Source organism: Pseudomonas sp. P97.38 (assembly GCF_001269745.1).
GTDB lineage: Bacteria > Pseudomonadota > Gammaproteobacteria > Pseudomonadales > Pseudomonadaceae > Aquipseudomonas > Aquipseudomonas chlororaphis_E.
Map to the genome: position 1 here is coordinate 564,914 of NZ_LHVJ01000015.1, position 17,698 is coordinate 582,611.

Here is a 17,698-nt window from a genome sequence, read left to right on the forward strand (position 1 = left end):
CCCCAAGCCCTGTGGGAGCGAACTTGCTCGCGAAAGCGGCAGGTCAGTCACCCCAGGGCGAACCTGCCTATTTGCCGGCGTTGATGGTCACTGTCTTGATGGCGCCTATTTCCAGGTCCCATTTCTTCAGGATGGCCAGGTAGCTGCCGTCATCGATCATGCTCTGCAAGGCCTCTTTCACCGCCTCGCTCAACTCCGGTTTTTTCTTGCTCAGGCCCATGCCGGAGAACTGGACGGAAATCGGCTGGCCGACGGTCTTGTACATGTCTTTTTCCTGGGTCTTGAGGTAAGACAAGGTCTCGCTACCCTGCATCGCGGCGTCGATACGGCTCTGGCGCAGTTGCGCGCGGGCGTCCGCCGAGCCTTCGGTGCCGATGACCACGATGGCCGGCTTACCGGCTGCCTCGCAGTGAGCCTTGCTGAACGCCGCGATTTCCGCCGGGAAGGTCGTGCGGCGGCTGGTGCCGACTTTCTTGCCGCACAGGTCGGTTATCTCGCTGGTGTCCTTGTTTTTCTGCAACGTGTAGAACTGCGGGCCGCTGGTGAAGTAGTCGACGAAGGTCACGCTGGCCTGGCGCTCGGCGGTGTCGGTCATGCCCGACAGCACCATGTCCACGCGGTCGGTGGTCAGTGCGTTGATCATTTGCTCGAAGCCGGTTTCCTGCCACTTGATCTTCACCCCCAGGCGTTCGGCCAGGGCATTGCCCAGGTCGTAATCCAGGCCTGTCAGGGTGTTGGTGGCCGGGTCCTTGAAATCCATGGGCGGGTAGTTGGGCATGATCGCCACAACGATCTCGCCCTTGTCCTTGATGCTGGCGGGCAATTGGGCCGCGAAGCTGATGCTCGAAGCCATCAGGCCGGCGAGTACTGCTGGGATAACGAAGTTCTTCATGGTCGTTCTCTTATGAGTGTTGTGGCGCCAACCGGCGCTTAGGTTCGAACGGCAGAAATGAAGCTTTGGGTGCGTGGGTTTTGCGGACTTATTAGTATTTCTTCGGGGCTTCCAGCCTCCACGATCTGCCCGCCGTCCATGAACACCATGCGGTTGGACACTTCGCGAGCGAAGCCCAGTTCATGGGTGACGACGATCATGGTCATGCCGGTTTGCGCCAGGTTGCGCATCACCGACAGCACCTCACCGACCAGTTCCGGGTCGAGTGCCGAAGTGGGTTCATCGAACAGCATCAGCTTGGGGCGCATGGCCAGGGCGCGGGCGATCGCCACCCGTTGCTGCTGGCCGCCCGACAGTTCGATCGGGTAGCTGTTGCGCTTGTCGGCCAGGCCGACGCGAGCCAGCAGCTCAAGGGCCTCTTCATGGGCTTCCTTGGGCGAGCGCTTGAGCACCTGGCACGGCCCCTCGGTGATGTTCTGCAGCACGGTCATGTGCGGGAAAAGGTTGAAGCGCTGGAACACCATGCCGGTGGCCAGGCGCTGGCGGGCAATCTGCGTTTCGTTGAGCTCATGCAGCTTGTTGCCGACCACGCGGTAACCCACCAGCTCGCCGTCGACCCAGAGGCCGCCCTTGTCGATCTTTTCCAGTTGGTTGACGCAACGCAGCAAGGTGCTCTTGCCCGAGCCGGACGGACCGATGATGCACAGCACTTCGCCTTGCTCGACTTCGATATTGATGTCCTTGAGCGCGTGGTACTGGTCGTAGTATTTGTTCAGGCTCACGGCCTTGACGATGCTTCTCATGTCCGATTCCTCACGAACGCTTGCCGGCGCCGCGAGCGAAACGACGCTCCAGGCGGCTTTGACCGAAGGACAGGACCGTGACGGCGACCAGGTACCAGATACCGGCGACGATCAGCAACTCCATGACTCGGGCGTTGGCGTAGTAGATGTTCTGGGCGTTGTAGAGCAGTTCCGAGTATTGGATGACACTGGCCAGGGAGGTCATCTTGACCATGCCGATGAACTCGTTGCCCACAGGCGGAATGATGATCCGCATGGCCTGCGGCAGGATGATCCGGCGCAACGCCTGCAGACGCGGCATGCCGATCGACTTGGCGGCTTCGTACTGGCCGGTGTCCACCGACAGCAGGCCGGCGCGCACCACCTCGGCGGTGTAGGCGCCCTGGTTGATGCTCAAGCCGAGCAGGGCCGCCACGAACGGTGTCATCAGGCTCACGGTGTCCAGTTCGAAGACCCCGGGGATGCCGACCGTGGGGAAAATCAGCGCCAGGTTGAACCACAACAGCAGTTGCAGGATCAGCGGCGTACCACGGAACAGCCAGGTGTATGTCAACGCCACGTAGCGCAGGATCGGGTTGGCCGACATGCGCATGATGGCGGTGATCACCCCGAACACGATCCCCAGTGCCATGGCCAGCACCGCCATGACGATGGTGTTGAACAAGCCCCACAGGATCGCTTGCGAAGTGATGAACTGACCGATGTAGGACCATTCGATCTTGCCCTCGGCGAAGGCGCGCACCAGGCCCAGCAAGGCGATGACGATCACGGTGGCAAAGAAGATGCGCCCGTAGTAACGCCGGGGGACGTGCTGGTACTGGGTGATGTCGAACTGGTTTTCCGCCAGTTTGCGCTCCGCCTGGAGGCGCTCTGCCTGTGTCTGGCTCATGTTGGTTCTCCAAATGCTGGTGTTTCAGGTCAAGCACAATCGGAGCAGGAGCGAGCCAGCTCGCTCCTGCCTCGGTCAGAGGCGGAAGCCTTGGTAGTCCTCGGTCCACGCCTGCTGCGCGGCGAGGGCGGTTTTCAGCCGGCCGATCTGTTCGCGCACCTGTTGCGGCGCGGTGCCGCCCCAACCGCTGCGGGCCGCAATCGCCGCTTCCAGCGTCAGGCTTTCGCGCACTTGCGGCGTGAGGCGTGGGTCGATTTCGGCCAACAGTGCCGGAGAGGCTTCCCACAGTTCGATGTCATGTTTCTCACAGGCCTTGACCAGTGCGCCGGTGATTTCATGGGCCTCCTTGAACGGCACGCCGCGCACGGCCAGCCAGTCGGCCACTTCCGTGGCGAGGGTGAAGCCCAACGGTGCCTGGCGCCGTAGCTCCTCGACATTGACCTGCAGGGTGGCGACCATGCCCGCCATGGCTGGCAACACCAGCAACAGGGTGTCGACACTGTCGAGCACGCCGTTCTTGTCTTCGCTCAAGTCGCGGTTGTAGGACAGGGGCAGGGACTTGAGGGTCGACAGCAGGCCGGTCAAGTTGCCGATCAGGCGACCAGCCTTGCCGCGCGCCAGTTCGGCGATGTCCGGGTTCTTCTTCTGCGGCATGATCGAGCTGCCTGTGGCGTAGGCATCATCCAGCGTGACCCAGCGAAATTGCCGCGACGACCATAGGCATAACTCCTCGGCAAGGCGGGAAATGTTGATTCCCAGCATGCTGGCGATGAACAGGAATTCAGCCACGTGGTCGCGGCTGGCAACGGCGTCGATGGAGTTTTCGCACACGCCGCTGTAGCCCATTTCCTTGGCCGATTGCTGAGGCAGACGGGCGATGGCGGAACCGGCCATGGCTGCCGCGCCGAGAGGCGACAGCGAAGTGCGTACGTCCCAGTCCACCAGACGCTGGACGTCACGGAGCATCGACTGAGCGTGCGCCAGCAAGTGGTGGGCGAAGACAATCGGTTGCGCCTGCTGCAAGTGGGTAAAGCCCGGGCAGATGCTTTGCACATGCTGTTCGGCTTGCGCCACCAGAGCTTGCTGCAACGCCAGCACTTGCACGGCCAGGGTGCGAACGTGGTCACGCAGGAACAGGCGCAGGTCGTTGGCAGTCTGGTCGTTGCGCGAGCGGCCGGCCCGCAGTTTGCCGCCCAGGGCCCCGAGGCGCTCGGTGAGCAGGCGCTCGATGAAGGTGTGGACGTCTTCGTCGTCCAGGGTCGGGGCAATGCTGCCGGCGCGGAAGTCGGCGCCGATCTGGTCGAGGGCGCCAAGCATGGTTCGGGTTTCTTCTTCGCTCAGCAAACCGGCGCGTTGCAGCTCCCGGGCATGGGCCTTGGACCCTGCGAGGTCGTAGGGGGTGAGGCGAAAATAGCGCTCGGGGCAACGGGAGAGCGCGGCCAGGGCTTCGGATGGGCCGCTGTTGAAACGGGCACCCCAGAGACGGTCGGTGGTTTGAGACATTGTTGTTTTCCTCGTCGGTAAAGCGAACTTGATACGGGCTGCCTGGCCGGAGCATTGCCAGGACGATAGAAATCGGTCCGGCGTGGCTCGGCTTAATCAATATTCAAGGGCAGGGGACAAGCGCAGTTGCGAAGTGGAGAGCGCTGATCGAAGTGTCAGCTTTTAATAGCGGAAATTCAGTGAGTTGACACTCGGGTACGGAATTTATTAACGGTTGCCAAGCCTGGTTTTCTGTGTTCATTATTATTAGCCAGCGTTATTTTTGTTGTTGGGCACAGCGTGTTGAAAAAGGCGCCAGAGGTAAATAAGCATTATGGAAACCCCACTTTCCAATTCCGGAAACCCGCCGCCAAGACCGCCTCAACGGGCGCCGTTGGCGCTCAGCGGGCTGGACTTCAAACTGCTCAAGGTGTTCAAGGCAGTGGTCGAAGCTGGCGGCTTCAGTGCCGCGCAGAATGAGCTGAACGTGGGCCTGGCCGCCATCAGCAAACAGATCTCCGACCTCGAGATTCGTATTGGCATGCGCTTGTGTACCCGTGGTCGCGAGGGGTTTCACCTGACCGAGGAAGGGCGCCTGGTGTATCAGGCTTCAATTGATCTATTTGCCTCGGTGGATAACTTTCGAGATCGGCTTAGTTCGGCTCAGAACGAACTTATTGGCGATCTTGGTGTGGGGGTAATTGATAATACGATCACCGATGATAATTCTCCGTTAGTTGCAGCTATTAGAAGGATGAGTGAAGAGTCTCCGAAAGTAAGATTTCAACTTCAGGCCGCCCAGTTGGATGAAGTGGAACGAGGCGTGGTCGAGGGGCGACTGGTGGCGGGTATCGTGCCGGTCTACCAAAAACGCGAGGAGTTCGATTATTACCCACTGTACGAAGAGCGCTCGGAAATTTACTGCGCGATCGGGCACCCGTTGTTCGAGGTTCCGCAGGCGCAGATCGACATCCAGGTGCTCAAGGAACACCCGTGCATCAACCACCGCTACGCGATTCATCGAGACAAATTGAGCTTTGCCCACTACGACAGTTTCTCGGCCTCGGCGACCCAGGTCGAAGCCGTTGCGCTACTGGTCAAGACGGGCCGGTTCGTGGGTTTCCTGCCACACCATTACGCCGCGAACCTGGTTGCCCAAGGACAGTTTCGGGCATTACGCCCGGACCTGATCAATATTGTCACGCCCTTCAATCTGATCCTGCGGCATAACACTGTGCGCAGCCCGCTGGTCAAGGCTTTTGCGCAGGCATTGGGCGTGGATTTGAAAGCGCTCGCATAAGGTGTGTAGGCGATTGGATGGCGTGGTTTGTACGTCGTTAATAATCCGCGTGGGCAACAGGGCCGAGTAATAAGTGCCGCGGTTCTTTCATTGTTGCTTTTGTGGGACAGGCAAGATGCCAAGGCTGCGTGCACCCTCCATCTTCTGCGGGAGCGAGCTTGCTCGCGAAGTCGGTTTCACAGCCAGCATTGAGGCCGGCAGACACAATGCTTTCGCGAGCAAACTCGTTCCCACAGGCGGATTTGCCGGGGTGTGTGAACCTTCCGTGCATACAGCGCTCACTTGTTAAGCCGTCGCGCCGAGTGATCGTGCTGTCTCATCGCCGATAAGGAATTCGCATGCTCCACACCTCGCCACCGAATCCCCTCGACAGCCCTGTGCAACGCGAGCTCAGCCTGCGAGCGGTCACGACTGGGATCGTGCTTGGGATCCTGTTGACGCCTTCCAATGTGTACGCCGGGTTGAAGATCGGCTGGTCGTTCAACATGTCGATCATTGCCCTGCTGATCGGCTACGGCATCTGGCAAGGCCTGGCCCGGCGTTCCGGCGCCGGGGTGCCGTGGACGCTGCACGAAAGCAACATCAACCAGACCGTGGCGTCTGCCGCGGCCTCGATCATTTCCGGTGGATTGGTAGCGCCGATTCCGGCGTACACCTTGCTGACCGGGCAGCAATTGGATGCCCTGCCGATGGTGGCCTGGGTGTTCTCGGTGAGTTTCCTCGGGATCTGGATTGCCTGGTACCTGCGACCATCGTTGCTCAATGACAAGGCGCTGAAGTTTCCCGAGGGGATGGCGACGCTGGAAACCCTGTTGCACATCTACAATCACGGCCATGAGGCAGCAACGCGCTTGAAAGTGTTGCTTGGCGCTGCGTTCGTGTCCGGGCTGGCCAAGTGGGTCGACACGTTTATGTGGGCCTTGCCACGCTGGGCGCCGACGGGCCAGTTGGAGCGCCTGACCTTCACCGCTGACCCCTCGCTGCTGTTGCTGGGGTTCGGCGGCATTATCGGGATTCGTGTCGGCCTGAGCCTGCTGCTGGGGGCGTTGCTGGCCTGGGGCGGGTTGGCGCCGTGGTTGCTGGGGCAAGGCTTGGTGCAGTTGCCTCCTGGCAGCAGCGGTCCGCAGTTCGCGGCGCTGGTGGAGTGGTTGTTGTGGCCGGGCGTGAGTCTGATGGTCTGCTCGACGCTGGCCTCCCTGGCGATTCGCCTGTGGTCGTTGCACGCGTCCACCCAGGCCGGTGGCGGGGCGCTCTGGCGGGTGCCCAAGGTGGGGCCTGCCGCCGGTTTCGGGCTGGCGATTGTGCTGGTGGTGAGCCTGCAAGCGCTGCTGTTCGGCATCAACCTGTGGATGGCCTTGCTGACCATTCCCCTGGCCATCTGCCTGGCCGCCGTGGCCGCCCGGGTGGTCGGCGCCACGGGTATCCCGCCCATCGGGGCCATCGGGCAACTGTCACAGCTGAGCTTCGGCATCGTGGCACCTGGGCAGGTGCCGATCAACCTGATGAGCGCCAACACCGCCGGCGGCTCGGCCGGACAGTGCACCGACCTGATGAACGATTTCAAGGTGGGCCGGGCGATCGGCGCGACGCCGCGCAAGCAGTTGATCGCCCAGACCCTGGGGATTTTCGTTGGCAGCATCGTCGGGGTACTGGCCTATCTGGCCTTGATCCCGGATCCGCAGGCCATGCTGCTCTCCGAAGAGTGGCCGGCTCCGGCGGTCGCCACCTGGAAAGCCGTGGCGCAAACCCTGACCCATGGCCTGAATTCCCTGTCGACGAGCATCCGTTGGGCGATTTTCGTCGGCGGCCTGGTCGGCTTGCTGCTGGGCATACTCGACAGCGTGCTGCCCGAACGCCATGCCCGGCTGCTGCCCAGCACGGCGGCCCTGGGCCTGGCGTTTGTACTGCCGGCGTCGGTGTCGTTGATGATGGCTTTCGGCGCCGTGCTCACCTGGCTGGTGAGCTGCCGCTGGCCGACCGTCACGCAACGGTTCGCCATCAGCGCGGCAGCGGGGTTGATTGCCGGGGAAAGTATCACTGGGGTCGGCGCGTCACTGTGGGCGATGCTGGGCAACGGAGGATAGGCCTACCCTACACGGGGGCGCCGTCATCTCTTTGTGGGAGCGGGCTTGCCTGCGAAAGCGGTGGGTCAGTCGCTGGGTTGGCTGGATGAAATGACGCCTCGCTCTCGTCGTCTGACGGTTTGACTGAATGAAGAAGGGACCTTAGGGTCGCCTTGCGCTTGCGGCATTTGAGCGTCAGTGCCGCTGTCAATTATCTTCGGGCCAATGCCCTTGCCGAGGCCTACGTGGATCGACACCTGGATCGCCGCAATAACCTGTCCCTGGACAGCCTGAACTTCTTCCTCGCCGACGTCCGCGACGGGCTGGGGCCATACCTGGCCATCTATCTATTGGCCGTGCATCAATGGCAACCCTCCAGCATCGGCATGGTCATGACCCTGGCGGCCATCGCCGGGCTCATCACCCAGGGCCCCGCCGGCGCGTTGATCGACCGGGTTCGCAGCAAGCGAGCGGTGGTGGCGGTCGCGGCCTTGCTGGTGACGCTGGGGTGCCTGGTGCTGCCATTCACGTCTTCGTTTGGCCTGGTGGCGTTGACCCAGGCCCTCAGTGCCGTGGCGGCGTCGGTGTTCGCCCCGGCCATCGCGGCCATTTCCCTGGGCATCACCGGGGCTAAGGCCTTTACCCGGCGGACCGGGCGCAACGAAACCTTCAATCATGCGGGCAACGCCTGCGCCGCGTTGCTGGCCGGTGGTTGCGCCTGGCTGTTCGGTCCTATCGCGGTGTTCTACCTGATGGCGGCGATGGCCTTGGCCAGCATCATCGCGGTCAGCTGCGTGTCTGCCGAAGCCATCGACCATGACGTGGCACGCGGCCTGGAGACCGGCCAGACCGTCACCGGCCAGATGCCTTCGGCGTTACGGATCCTGCTGGATAACCGCACGCTGTTGCTTTTCGCCATGTGCTGCGCGCTGTTCCACCTGGCCAATGCGGCGATGCTGCCGCTGGTCAGCCAGAAGCTCGCCCAGGCCAACGCGCACCTGGCCACGCCGCTGACCTCGGCGTGCATTGTGGCGGCGCAACTGGTGATGGTGCCGATGGCCTGGCTGGTGGGCCTCAAGGCCGACATCTGGGGGCGAAAGCCACTGCTGCTGGCCGGATTCCTGATCCTGCCGATTCGCGGCGTGCTGTACGTGCTTTCGGACGATCTTTACTGGCTGGTGGCGGTGCAATTGCTCGACGGCATCGGCGCCGGGCTGTTTGGCGCGCTGTTTCCGCTGGTGGTCAAGGACCTGACCCAGGGCACGGGACGGTTCAACGTCAGCCTCGGCGTGCTGTCCACTGTGTTCGGCTTCGGCGCCGCGTTGAGCAACAGCCTGGCGGGCTTCGTAGTCGAAGGGGCGGGCTACAGCGCGGCATTCCTGACACTTGCCGCGATTGCTGCGCTGGCCTTCGGCTTGCTGTTGGCCATGCCGGAGACCAGCCTGTCACGGCGTGCAACACGGCCTGAGGCCGCCGTGGCCATGGAATGATCGGCCTCGCATTTGAACGTCTGGCCCGACACAACCTCTGAACCTTAAGCAAGGCGACACGCGCCTTGCCTTTGATCTTCGGAGGAGCGGTTCAGATGAACATTCTAATGGTCCTTACATCTCACGATCAGTTGGGCGATACCGGCAAGAAAACCGGCTTCTGGCTGGAGGAGTTCGCCGCGCCCTACTATGTGTTCGTCGACGCCGGGATGGACGTCACGCTGGCTTCTCCCCAGGGTGGGCAGCCGCCGCTGGACCCCAAGAGCAATGAAGAGGACGCCCAGACCGACGCCACCCGCCGGTTCCGCACGGACACCGAGGCCCAGGCTGCCTTGGCCAGTACGGTGCTGCTGGGCGAAGTGGATCCCTATGACTTCGACGCCGTGTTCTATCCCGGCGGCCATGGTCCGCTCTGGGACCTCGCCGAGGACCGGGACTCGAAGATCCTCATCGAGGCGATGTACGCCGCGAACAAACCTGTCGCCGCCGTTTGCCATGCCCCTGGCGTGTTCAAGAACGTCGTCGCCCCCGATGGCCAGCCGCTGGTCAAGGGTAAGAAAGTCACCGGCTTCACCAACTCCGAGGAAGACGCGGTGGGCTTGACCCAGGTGGTGCCGTTCCTGGTGGAAGACATGCTCAAGGCCAAGGGCGGCGAGTACTCCAAGGCGGCGGATTGGGCGGTCTACGTGGTCGAGGACGGACACCTGATCACCGGTCAGAATCCGGCGTCTTCCGAGGCCGTCGCCGAGGCACTGCTCAAGCGGTTGGAGCAGGAACAGACGGCCTAGCGCGGCCGAGGCCGAACGGCTGGGCAACGGTCTGAGCGCCGGTGGCTGCGTGCACATGCGGCTTGGCGCCGTGGTCCGGGCCAGGGTTTTATAATGAACCCGGACCCGTCCATCAGGTCACTCCTGTGTCAGGAACGACACTACGATGGAGCTGCCTATGCGACCTATGGATTTCACCAGCCTGTCTTTCGCCGCACTGTTGTGCGCCGCCTGTTCGAGTCAACCGCCTGCCACATGGAGCTATGAAGACGCCAAGGAACGTACCCCTCTTGCCCCTGACCATGCATACCCGGAGCTGTTTGAAGCGGTGCAGCGCCAGGGGATCTTCACCGACCAGAAACACTTCGTCGATGCGCTGCCCAAGCGCGATCCCGCGAAGATCCGCGCCGATTATCTCGCCCTTCATGACCGCGACGGTTTCGACCTGAAGGGCTTCGTCCAAGACAACTTCATCGAATCCGGCGAAGCGCAAAGCCCACCGCCCAAGCCTGGCGCGCCGATCGAGGCGCACATCGATGCGCTCTGGCCGGTGTTGAGCCGCACCTACCGCGAGGTGCCACAGTACAGCAGCCTGTTGCCGCTGCCGCAGCCCTACGTGGTGCCGGGCGGACGCTTTCGCGAGATGTACTACTGGGACTCGTATTTCACCATGCTGGGCCTTGAACACAGCGGCGACAAGGAGCAGGTCCGGCAGATGACCGACAACTTCGCCTACATGATCGACACCTACGGTCATATCCCCAACGGCAATCGCACGTACTACCTGAGCCGGTCGCAGCCGCCGTTCTTCGCCTACATGGTGGAGCTGCAGGCTCGCATCGAAGGCGACCAGGCCTACACTCGCTACCTTCCCCAGCTGCAACGCGAGTACGCCTACTGGATGGACGGCGCGCAGGCACTCAAGCCCGGCGCGGCCACCCGGCATGTCGTCAAGCTGGCCGACGGCAGCGTGCTCAATCGCTATTGGGACGCCAGCGCGACGCCCCGCCAGGAGTCCTGGCTGCAAGACATCAAGACCGCCGCCCAGGCGCCGGACCGGACGCGCCAGGAGGTCTGGCGCGACTTGCGCGCCGGCGCCGAAAGCGGTTGGGATTTCAGTTCTCGCTGGCTGGGTAACGGCAAGCGCCTGGAGACGATACGCACCACCGCTATCGTGCCGGTGGACTTGAACAGCCTCATGTATCACCTGGAACGCACCATCGCCAAGGGCTGCGAGACCCTCCGCGACGTGTCGTGCGTCCAGGCTTACGGCCAGCGCGCCGAGCGGCGACAGCGAGCCATCGAACGGCACTTGTGGAAGGCCGATGGCGGTTACTACGTCGATTACGATTGGCAGCTCGACCGACAGCGTCCGGACCTGACGGCTGCGGCGCTGTTCCCGTTGTACACCGGGCTGGCGTCCAACGAACACGCCAGGCGCACGGCCGAGGCGGTGCGTGGCGGACTGCTGCGTGCTGGCGGGCTTGCCACGACCCAGGTCAGCAACGGCCAGCAATGGGACGAACCCAATGGCTGGGCGCCGTTGCAGTGGGTGGCGGTGGAAGGGCTGGACCGCTACCAGCAAGGCGACCTCGCGGCGCAGATTGGCCAGCGCTTTCTCCAGCAGGTCCAAAACCTTTACCGCAAGGAGGACAAACTCGTGGAGAAATACAACGTGTCTGGCCAGGGGCAGGGCGGTGGCGGCGGTGAATACGCGTTGCAGGACGGCTTCGGCTGGACCAACGGAGTGACACTCAAGTTGCTGGAAAAATACGGAGCGAACGCTTCCAAAGCCCGCGCAGGTGAATGACAGATACCCTCCCGGTGGGAGCGGGCTTGCCCGCGAAGGCGGTGGGTCAGTTTGCTCTGGTGCTGGATGGACCATCGTCTTCGCGAGCAAGCTCGCTCCCACAAGGGGATCTGTGGTGGGCACACCTCTCCAGTCCGCCAAACAACCCGGTGGGAGCGGGCTTGCCCGCGAAGGCGGTGGGTCAGTTTGCCCCGATGCTGGATGGACCATCGTCTTCGCGAGCAAGCTCGCTCCCACAAGGGGATCTGTGGTGGGCACACCTCTCCAGTCCGCCAAACAACCCGGTGGGAGCGGGCTTGCCCGCGAAGGCGGTGGGTCAGTTTGCTCTGGTGCTGGATGGACCATCGTCTTCGCGAGCAAGCTCGCTCCCACAAGGGGATCTGTGGTGGGCGCACATTTTCAGTCCACCAAACAACACTGTGGGAGGCGGCTTTAGGTCCCCAGCGCCAGGGCCGAGCCGTCGCCTTCCGGTAGCGCAATGGCTGATTCGCCGGGGGTCAGGATGACCTTGCGGCAATCTTCCTGTTTTTTGTCAAAGATCTTGTAACCCTCGGCCGCCTGCTCCAGGGCCATTCGATGGCTGATGATGACCTCGGGTGCCAGGCGGCCGGTCTCGATGTGTTCGAGCAACTCGGGAAGATAACGCTGCACGTGGGTTTGGCCCATCTTGAAGGTCAGCCCTTTGTCGAACGCGTCGCCAAACAGAAAACCGTGGATGAACCCGGAATACACCCCTGGCACACTCACGACCCCACCACGGCGCACGGCGGCAATGCACTGGCGCAAGGCCTTGCCACTGCTGCCTTCGAGCTTCAATGTGGCGAGCACGGTTTCGGTGGTGCTGCCCTTGGCTTCGAAGCCGACCGCGTCCACTACACCGTCGACCCCGCGCATGCCTTGGGTCTGGCGAATGATCGTGTCGGCGGGGTCGTCGTCTTCATCGAAGTTGATCGGAATCACACCGTAGGTGCGTTGTGCGTAGGCCAGTCGATAGGGGTGATGATCGACCATGAAAATCTGCTCGGCCCCCAACATTCTCGCGCACGCCGCACTCAACAGACCGACCGGCCCGGCACCGTAGATCGCGATGCTCGAACCGTTGCCGATGCCCGTGTTGGTGACGGCTTGAAACGCGGTGGGCAAGATGTCCGAGAGGAACAGCACTTTCTCGTCCGCGAGGGTGCCCGGCACCTTGAACGGGCCGGTGTTGGCCTTTGGCACTCGCACATATTCGGCCTGGCCACCGGGGACGCCGCCGTACAGATGGCTGAAGCCGAACAGCGCCGCTCCCGGTGGAATGGACTTCTTGTTCAGGATCGCACCGCGGCCGGTGTTGGTGGTTTCACAGGCGGCAAACAAATCCATCTGGCAGAAAAAGCAGCTGCCGCAGGCGATCACGAATGGGATCACCACGCGGTCGCCGGGTTGTACGGCGGTCACCGCAGAACCCGTTTCTTCGACGATCCCCATGAACTCGTGGCCGAAGATATCGCCATGCTCGACCGTGGGGATCTTGCCGCGATACAGGTGCAGGTCCGAGCCGCAGATGGCTGTTGCCGTGACACGCAGGATGATGTCGTCGCTGTCCACCAGAACCGGGTCCGGGACCGTGTCGACCTTGACGCTGTGCGCGCCGTGATAAGTAAGTGCTCTCATGACGTCCTGCCTTTTTAATCGGGTGATGGTAAAGGGCAGAGACGCAAGGTCGGATGGAAGTTCAGAGAGATCTCGTGGGCGCAGGACTGGCGGTTGTCCTGGGCTTGGGGGGCTTGTGGTGGGTTGAAGGCTTGCCGGCCTCTTCGCGAGCAAGCCCGCTCCCACAAAGAGATCTATGGCGAAAACACCTCTCCAGTCCACCAAATAACCCTGTGGGAGCGGGCTTGCCCGCGAAGGCGGTAGCGGGGTCAGCCCAGGGGCATGGCTGCTTGCCGGGCCTTGCGCTGGACCCACTGGGCCTCGCCCTTGAGTTCGAGGACTTGCCAGTGAATCTGTTCCAGCGAGGTGTTGTGCCCGACGCTGATCAGGATCGATTCCGGCAGGGCCTGCTTGAGCAGTTGGTAGCAGCGCTGTTCGTTGGCCGCATCCAGGGCCGAGCTGCTTTCGTCGAGGAACAGCACCGTGGGCCGGGCCAGCAGGGCGCGGACGAAGGCGCAGCGTTGCTGTTCGCCGATGCTGAGGGTCTGGGCCCAGTCCCGTTCCTGGTCCAACTGATCGCCCAGGTGCTGCAGGCCGATGTATTCCATGGCCTGGCGCAGCGCCGCGTCTTCCTCGCGCCGTGGCGGGTTGGGGTACCAGAGCGCTTCGCGCAGGCTGCCCAATGGCAGGTAGGGTTTTTGCGACAGCGTCAGCGCCCGTTCACGGTCATAGTGGCTGCTGCCCGTGGCGTGGGGCCAGAGCCCGGTGATGGTGCGGATCAGCGTCGATTTGCCGTAGCCCGACGGCGCACTGATCATGAGGCTGTCACCGGGCTTGAGGGACAGGTTGAAGCCCTTGAACAATGGCCGGCCGTTCGGCAGCCAGACGTCCAGGTCCTTGATGTCGAGGCCGCTGACCTGCTGTTCGAGACGCACCGCAGACTTGACCTCGACGTTGTCCAGGCGCTCCTGGAACCCGTTCAAACGATCGATCACCGATTTCCATTCCGACAGCTCCGGAAACACGCTGACCAGATAGGCGATGGCCGCGTGCACTTCGCCAAAGGCTGCGCTGATCTGGGTCAGGCGGCCGAGGGGAAAGGCGCCGGCGAAGAATTGCGGCGCCATGATGAACATGGGAATGACCGTGGCGCTGCGCAGGTAGAACGTCGAGTAGCCCATGATCAGCTTCTGCTTCTTGACCAGCGCCCAGAAGTTTTCCAGCGCCGCCTCCAGGCGTCGGTTGAAGCGTTCGTTCTCCACCGGTTCACCGCGGTATTGGGCCACCGAGTCGGCGTTTTCCCGCAGGCGAATCAGCGAGAAACGAAAGTCCGCCTCGCGCCGCTGTTGCATGAAGTTGAGGCTGGGCAGGGCGCGCCCCAGCCAGAACGCCAGGCCTGTGCCCAGCAGCGCGTACACGAGGGCAATCCATACCAGCAGGCCGGGGATGACCACCGACTGGTCGTTGAACGGCACGCTCACCAGGCTGGAGGCCTGCCAGAGAATGTTCAGGAACGAAAACAGCGACACCACCGACGTCAGCAAGCCCAGGCTCAACTTCAGCGACTTGACGATGAACAGGTCGATGTCCTCGGCGATCCGCTGGTCAGGGTTATCGACCTCGGTCTCGGTCAGTTTCAGCTTCTGGTAACGCTGGCTGCCCAGCCATTGGTCGAGCATGTGGCGCGTGGCCCAGCGCCGCCAGCGTATGGTCAGCTTCTGCTGGAAGTGGAACGCGCCCACGGTAAAGGCGGCCGTGCCGACCTGCAGCAGGATGAATTGCAGGCTGCCGACGAGAAACCCGTGGTAGTCCAGGGCCTGCAAGGCGTTGTAGAAATGCAGGTTCCAGAAATTGTTGAGGATGTTGACGCCCACCAGGCACAGGGTCATCAGCACGGTGCCCAGCAGCAACAACAGGGCCGGGTACTTTTCCTCGGATACCCAGAAAGGCCGTGCGAGGCGCCAGAAATTGCGAAGTGTGTGCATGAGGTCTTTGGTGAGCCTGGTCGCTGATGACGTTGAGTTTACAGGGGCGGGAGGATAGGATCAGCCAATGCTAATCGTTTGCATTAATTAGGGAAAGTCACGGGAGCCCGTTATCGAATTTCCAGAATGGCTGAACCAGGCCTGGCCGCCGATAAAGCGCGTGATCCGACAGGGGCCTGGCGATCAGCCTTGTATCGCGTTGAACCAACTGGCCAACCCCGATGTGTTGCAGCCTTTGCTGGCCCGCTTCGCGCTGCGCTACCCCGGCGTGAACCGCGCCGCCGTGGTCTCGCAATGGTCGATGAACTACATGAGTATCGTCCTGCCGGCCACCCTGGCCTGTGTGTTGACCCGTCACTGCGCCATCGACTTCTGGGGCGAGCAAGCACAGTTGCTGCACGATGACGGCCAGCCGTCGGCGCTGGGACTGCCCAGTCGCCTGCCGGCCCTGGGCGCGCAAGCGCGTGCGGCCTACTGGTCGCGGTTGGTCCATGAGCACCTGGCGCCGTTGTTCATCCCCCTGGCCGCTGCCGGTGGCCTGGCACCGAAAATACTCTGGGGCAACATGGTTGCCATCTGGGACGGCGCTTTCGCGAGAATGGACCCCGACCTCTCCCGGGACGGGTTCGCCGAGGCGCACCGGTGGCTGGAGCAAGCTACGGTCAACGACGGGCGCCTGAAGTTGCGGGGCCTGCAACGCATGGTCGAGTCGCCCGCGCCGCAAATCTGCCCAACCTTGCCTTTGCGCCGGCATTGCTGCCTGCACTATCAGTTGCACGAGCCCGTCGAAGGCCAGCCACCGGTGCTCTGCGAGTCCTGCCCGAAACTGCATCGCCTGCCCCTGGCGGAGCAGGTGAGCTATCTGCATTACATCTATGAATAGGCGTGAGCCCCGGTAACGGGGCTCGCCAGATTATCCACGGGTCTGTCGACGACCTCAGGAAAACACCGCCGAGGCCTTCGCCGCAGCCTGGGGCGCCACTTCGCTGAGCGTGCCGTGCTCGATGCGGATCAGCCGGTCGGCCAGGCCGAAGTAGGCGTCGTCGTGGGAAATGACGATCAGCAATTTGCCTCGCACGCGCAGGTCCGGCAGGATCCGGGTGTAGAAAAAGTGCTTGAACACCGGGTCCTGGTCGGCCGCCCATTCGTCGAACAGGTAGCACGGGCGATCGTCCAGGTAGGCACTGAGCAGCGCCAGGCGCTTGCGTTGCCCGGTGGACAGGGCCAGGGTCGTCAGCTTGCCTTCCTCGATTTGCACCTTGTGATCCAGTTGCAGCTGGATCAGGTAGTCCTGCGCCTGCTTCACCAGGTGCGGATCGTCGCCGTCGAACAGGTTCTCGAACAGGCAGAAGTCGGTGAAGATCGCCGAGAAGTGCTGGCGGTAATGGTGGTTGTCGTGGCTGGAGGAGACTTGCTCGTCGAGTACGATGTCGCCGTTTTCCGGCCGGTAGAGGCCCGTCAGTAACAACGCCAGGGTGGTCTTGCCGCTGCCGTTGCCGCCGGTGATGAACACCACTTCGCCGGCATTGAGCGTAAGGTCGATGGGGCCCAGCGTGAAATGGCCGTCCTCGCGCTCGCGGTAGTAGGTATGGCTGACCTGCCGGCACACCAGGCTGCGCACCTGGGTCGGGGTGATTGTCTCGATGGCCTCGTCGGCGGCCTGCATCTCGCCTTCCAGGGCGCGAATCTTGTTCAGCGCGACACTGGCCCGGCCCAGGGTCGGCAGGGCGTGCATCAGCTCCGACAGCGGCGTGATCATGTAGAGGATCGCCAGGATGTAGCCGGTGACCAGGCTGACCTGCAGCTCGATAAAGTGCGGCGCGGCGAACAGCACCACGCCGATCAGCAGGTAGAACACCGCATTGCCCCAGTTCATCACCAGCGCATAGATGCTCATGCCCCGCACGAAATCCCGGCGATATTGCTGGCTCACCGGAATCAGCAACCGGGTGAAGAAGTGTTGCCGGCGCGGGTGGTTGAGTTGCAGTTCCTTGCTGCCGTCGGTGAGCAGGCGGTACTGGTCGAACAACTGGTCCTTGAGCTCACGGGCCCGTGAGATCGAGGTCAGCGCCCGGCGTTGCGGCCAGTTGAAGCTGAGGCTGCCCAGGGCGATCAGCAACAGCGTCAGGCCGAGCAACGGCAGGCTCAGCCAGCCCAGGTAGGCCAGGCAGGCGGCGATGATCCCGGCGTTGACCAGCAGGATCGGCACCAGCTCCACCGCCTGGCTGATGGTTTGCGTATCGTCGGTCAGCATCGCCAGCAGGCGGTGCTTGCCCAGGCGCTGCAACTGCGCGTACGGCGTGTCGATCAGTTTGGCGCTCAGGTGCAGGCGCATGTCATTGACCGCCGCCTGGCCCAGGCGCAGCAGGCTGACGTCGGAGATCACCCGCGACACCGCCACCAGCGCCACCAGGGCGCCGAAGTACACACCATCCATCGGCCGCAGTTGGTCGAACACCGTCAGGCTGTGGTTGATGTTGGCGATCAGGCCAGCCGCCGCAAGGCCGCAGATCAGGCCCGTCAAGGTCGCCACCAGCAGGGCGCGCCATGAACGTTTGGCCATGAGTAACAACAGATCCATT

General features: G+C 62.7%; 13 protein-coding genes. 6 read left to right on the forward strand and 7 right to left on the reverse strand.

The annotated features are described in order from the left end of the window. Positions 1–67: 67 nt before the first annotated feature. The 4 genes from AD664_RS12795 to argH form a co-directional block, all read right to left on the reverse strand. A complete protein-coding gene (locus tag AD664_RS12795) occupies positions 68–892 on the reverse strand; it encodes an ABC transporter substrate-binding protein (protein WP_053146994.1) in 825 nt (274 codons plus the stop codon). Positions 893–930: 38 nt separating this feature from the next. Further along, complete coding sequence (locus tag AD664_RS12800; RefSeq protein ID WP_042729207.1) at positions 931–1,695, reverse strand: amino acid ABC transporter ATP-binding protein; 765 nt, start codon at positions 1,693–1,695, stop codon at positions 931–933. A gap of 10 nt (positions 1,696–1,705) precedes the next feature. Then, positions 1,706–2,584 (reverse strand): amino acid ABC transporter permease, encoded by an 879-nt coding sequence (locus AD664_RS12805; protein ID WP_042729206.1) that lies wholly within the window; start codon positions 2,582–2,584, stop codon positions 1,706–1,708. Positions 2,585–2,659: 75 nt separating this feature from the next. Continuing rightward, positions 2,660–4,087, reverse strand: coding sequence for an argininosuccinate lyase (gene argH / locus AD664_RS12810; protein WP_053146996.1), 1,428 nt, complete (start codon positions 4,085–4,087; stop codon positions 2,660–2,662). Between the two features lie 313 nt (positions 4,088–4,400). Between argH and AD664_RS12815 the strand changes: the two genes are divergently transcribed. The 5 genes from AD664_RS12815 to treA all read left to right on the forward strand — a co-directional run bounded on the left by AD664_RS12815 (position 4,401) and on the right by treA (position 11,496). After that, complete coding sequence (locus AD664_RS12815; protein WP_053146998.1) at positions 4,401–5,366, forward strand: LysR family transcriptional regulator; 966 nt, start codon at positions 4,401–4,403, stop codon at positions 5,364–5,366. Between the two features lie 338 nt (positions 5,367–5,704). Continuing rightward, positions 5,705–7,450 (forward strand): OPT family oligopeptide transporter, encoded by a 1,746-nt coding sequence (locus AD664_RS12820; RefSeq protein ID WP_053147000.1) that lies wholly within the window; start codon positions 5,705–5,707, stop codon positions 7,448–7,450. Positions 7,451–7,674: 224 nt separating this feature from the next. Beyond that, positions 7,675–8,919 (forward strand): MFS transporter, encoded by a 1,245-nt coding sequence (locus AD664_RS12825; protein WP_053147085.1) that lies wholly within the window; start codon positions 7,675–7,677, stop codon positions 8,917–8,919. 95 nt (positions 8,920–9,014) lie between these two features. Continuing rightward, positions 9,015–9,707, forward strand: coding sequence for a type 1 glutamine amidotransferase domain-containing protein (locus tag AD664_RS12830; RefSeq protein WP_047735549.1), 693 nt, complete (start codon positions 9,015–9,017; stop codon positions 9,705–9,707). 157 nt (positions 9,708–9,864) lie between these two features. Continuing rightward, complete coding sequence (gene treA, locus AD664_RS12835; RefSeq protein WP_053147002.1) at positions 9,865–11,496, forward strand: alpha,alpha-trehalase TreA; 1,632 nt, start codon at positions 9,865–9,867, stop codon at positions 11,494–11,496. Positions 11,497–11,928: 432 nt separating this feature from the next. On the opposite strand, the gene AD664_RS12840 is transcribed toward treA, so the two are convergent. Continuing rightward, positions 11,929–13,152, reverse strand: a complete 1,224-nt coding sequence (locus tag AD664_RS12840; RefSeq protein ID WP_053147004.1) for a zinc-dependent alcohol dehydrogenase — start codon at positions 13,150–13,152, stop codon at positions 11,929–11,931. Positions 13,153–13,400: 248 nt separating this feature from the next. Then, positions 13,401–15,116: an ABC transporter ATP-binding protein/permease gene (locus tag AD664_RS12845; protein ID WP_053147005.1), complete on the reverse strand. Its 1,716-nt coding sequence runs from the start codon at positions 15,114–15,116 to the stop codon at positions 13,401–13,403. A 199-nt stretch (positions 15,117–15,315) separates the two neighbouring features. Between AD664_RS12845 and fhuF the strand changes: the two genes are divergently transcribed. After that, a complete protein-coding gene (gene fhuF / locus AD664_RS12850) occupies positions 15,316–15,999 on the forward strand; it encodes a siderophore-iron reductase FhuF (RefSeq protein WP_083454188.1) in 684 nt (227 codons plus the stop codon). A gap of 54 nt (positions 16,000–16,053) precedes the next feature. Here the strand turns inward: fhuF and AD664_RS12855 are convergent, their stop codons facing one another. After that, positions 16,054–17,697, reverse strand: coding sequence for a cyclic peptide export ABC transporter (locus AD664_RS12855; RefSeq protein ID WP_053147007.1), 1,644 nt, complete (start codon positions 17,695–17,697; stop codon positions 16,054–16,056). Position 17,698: the final 1 nt, after the last annotated feature.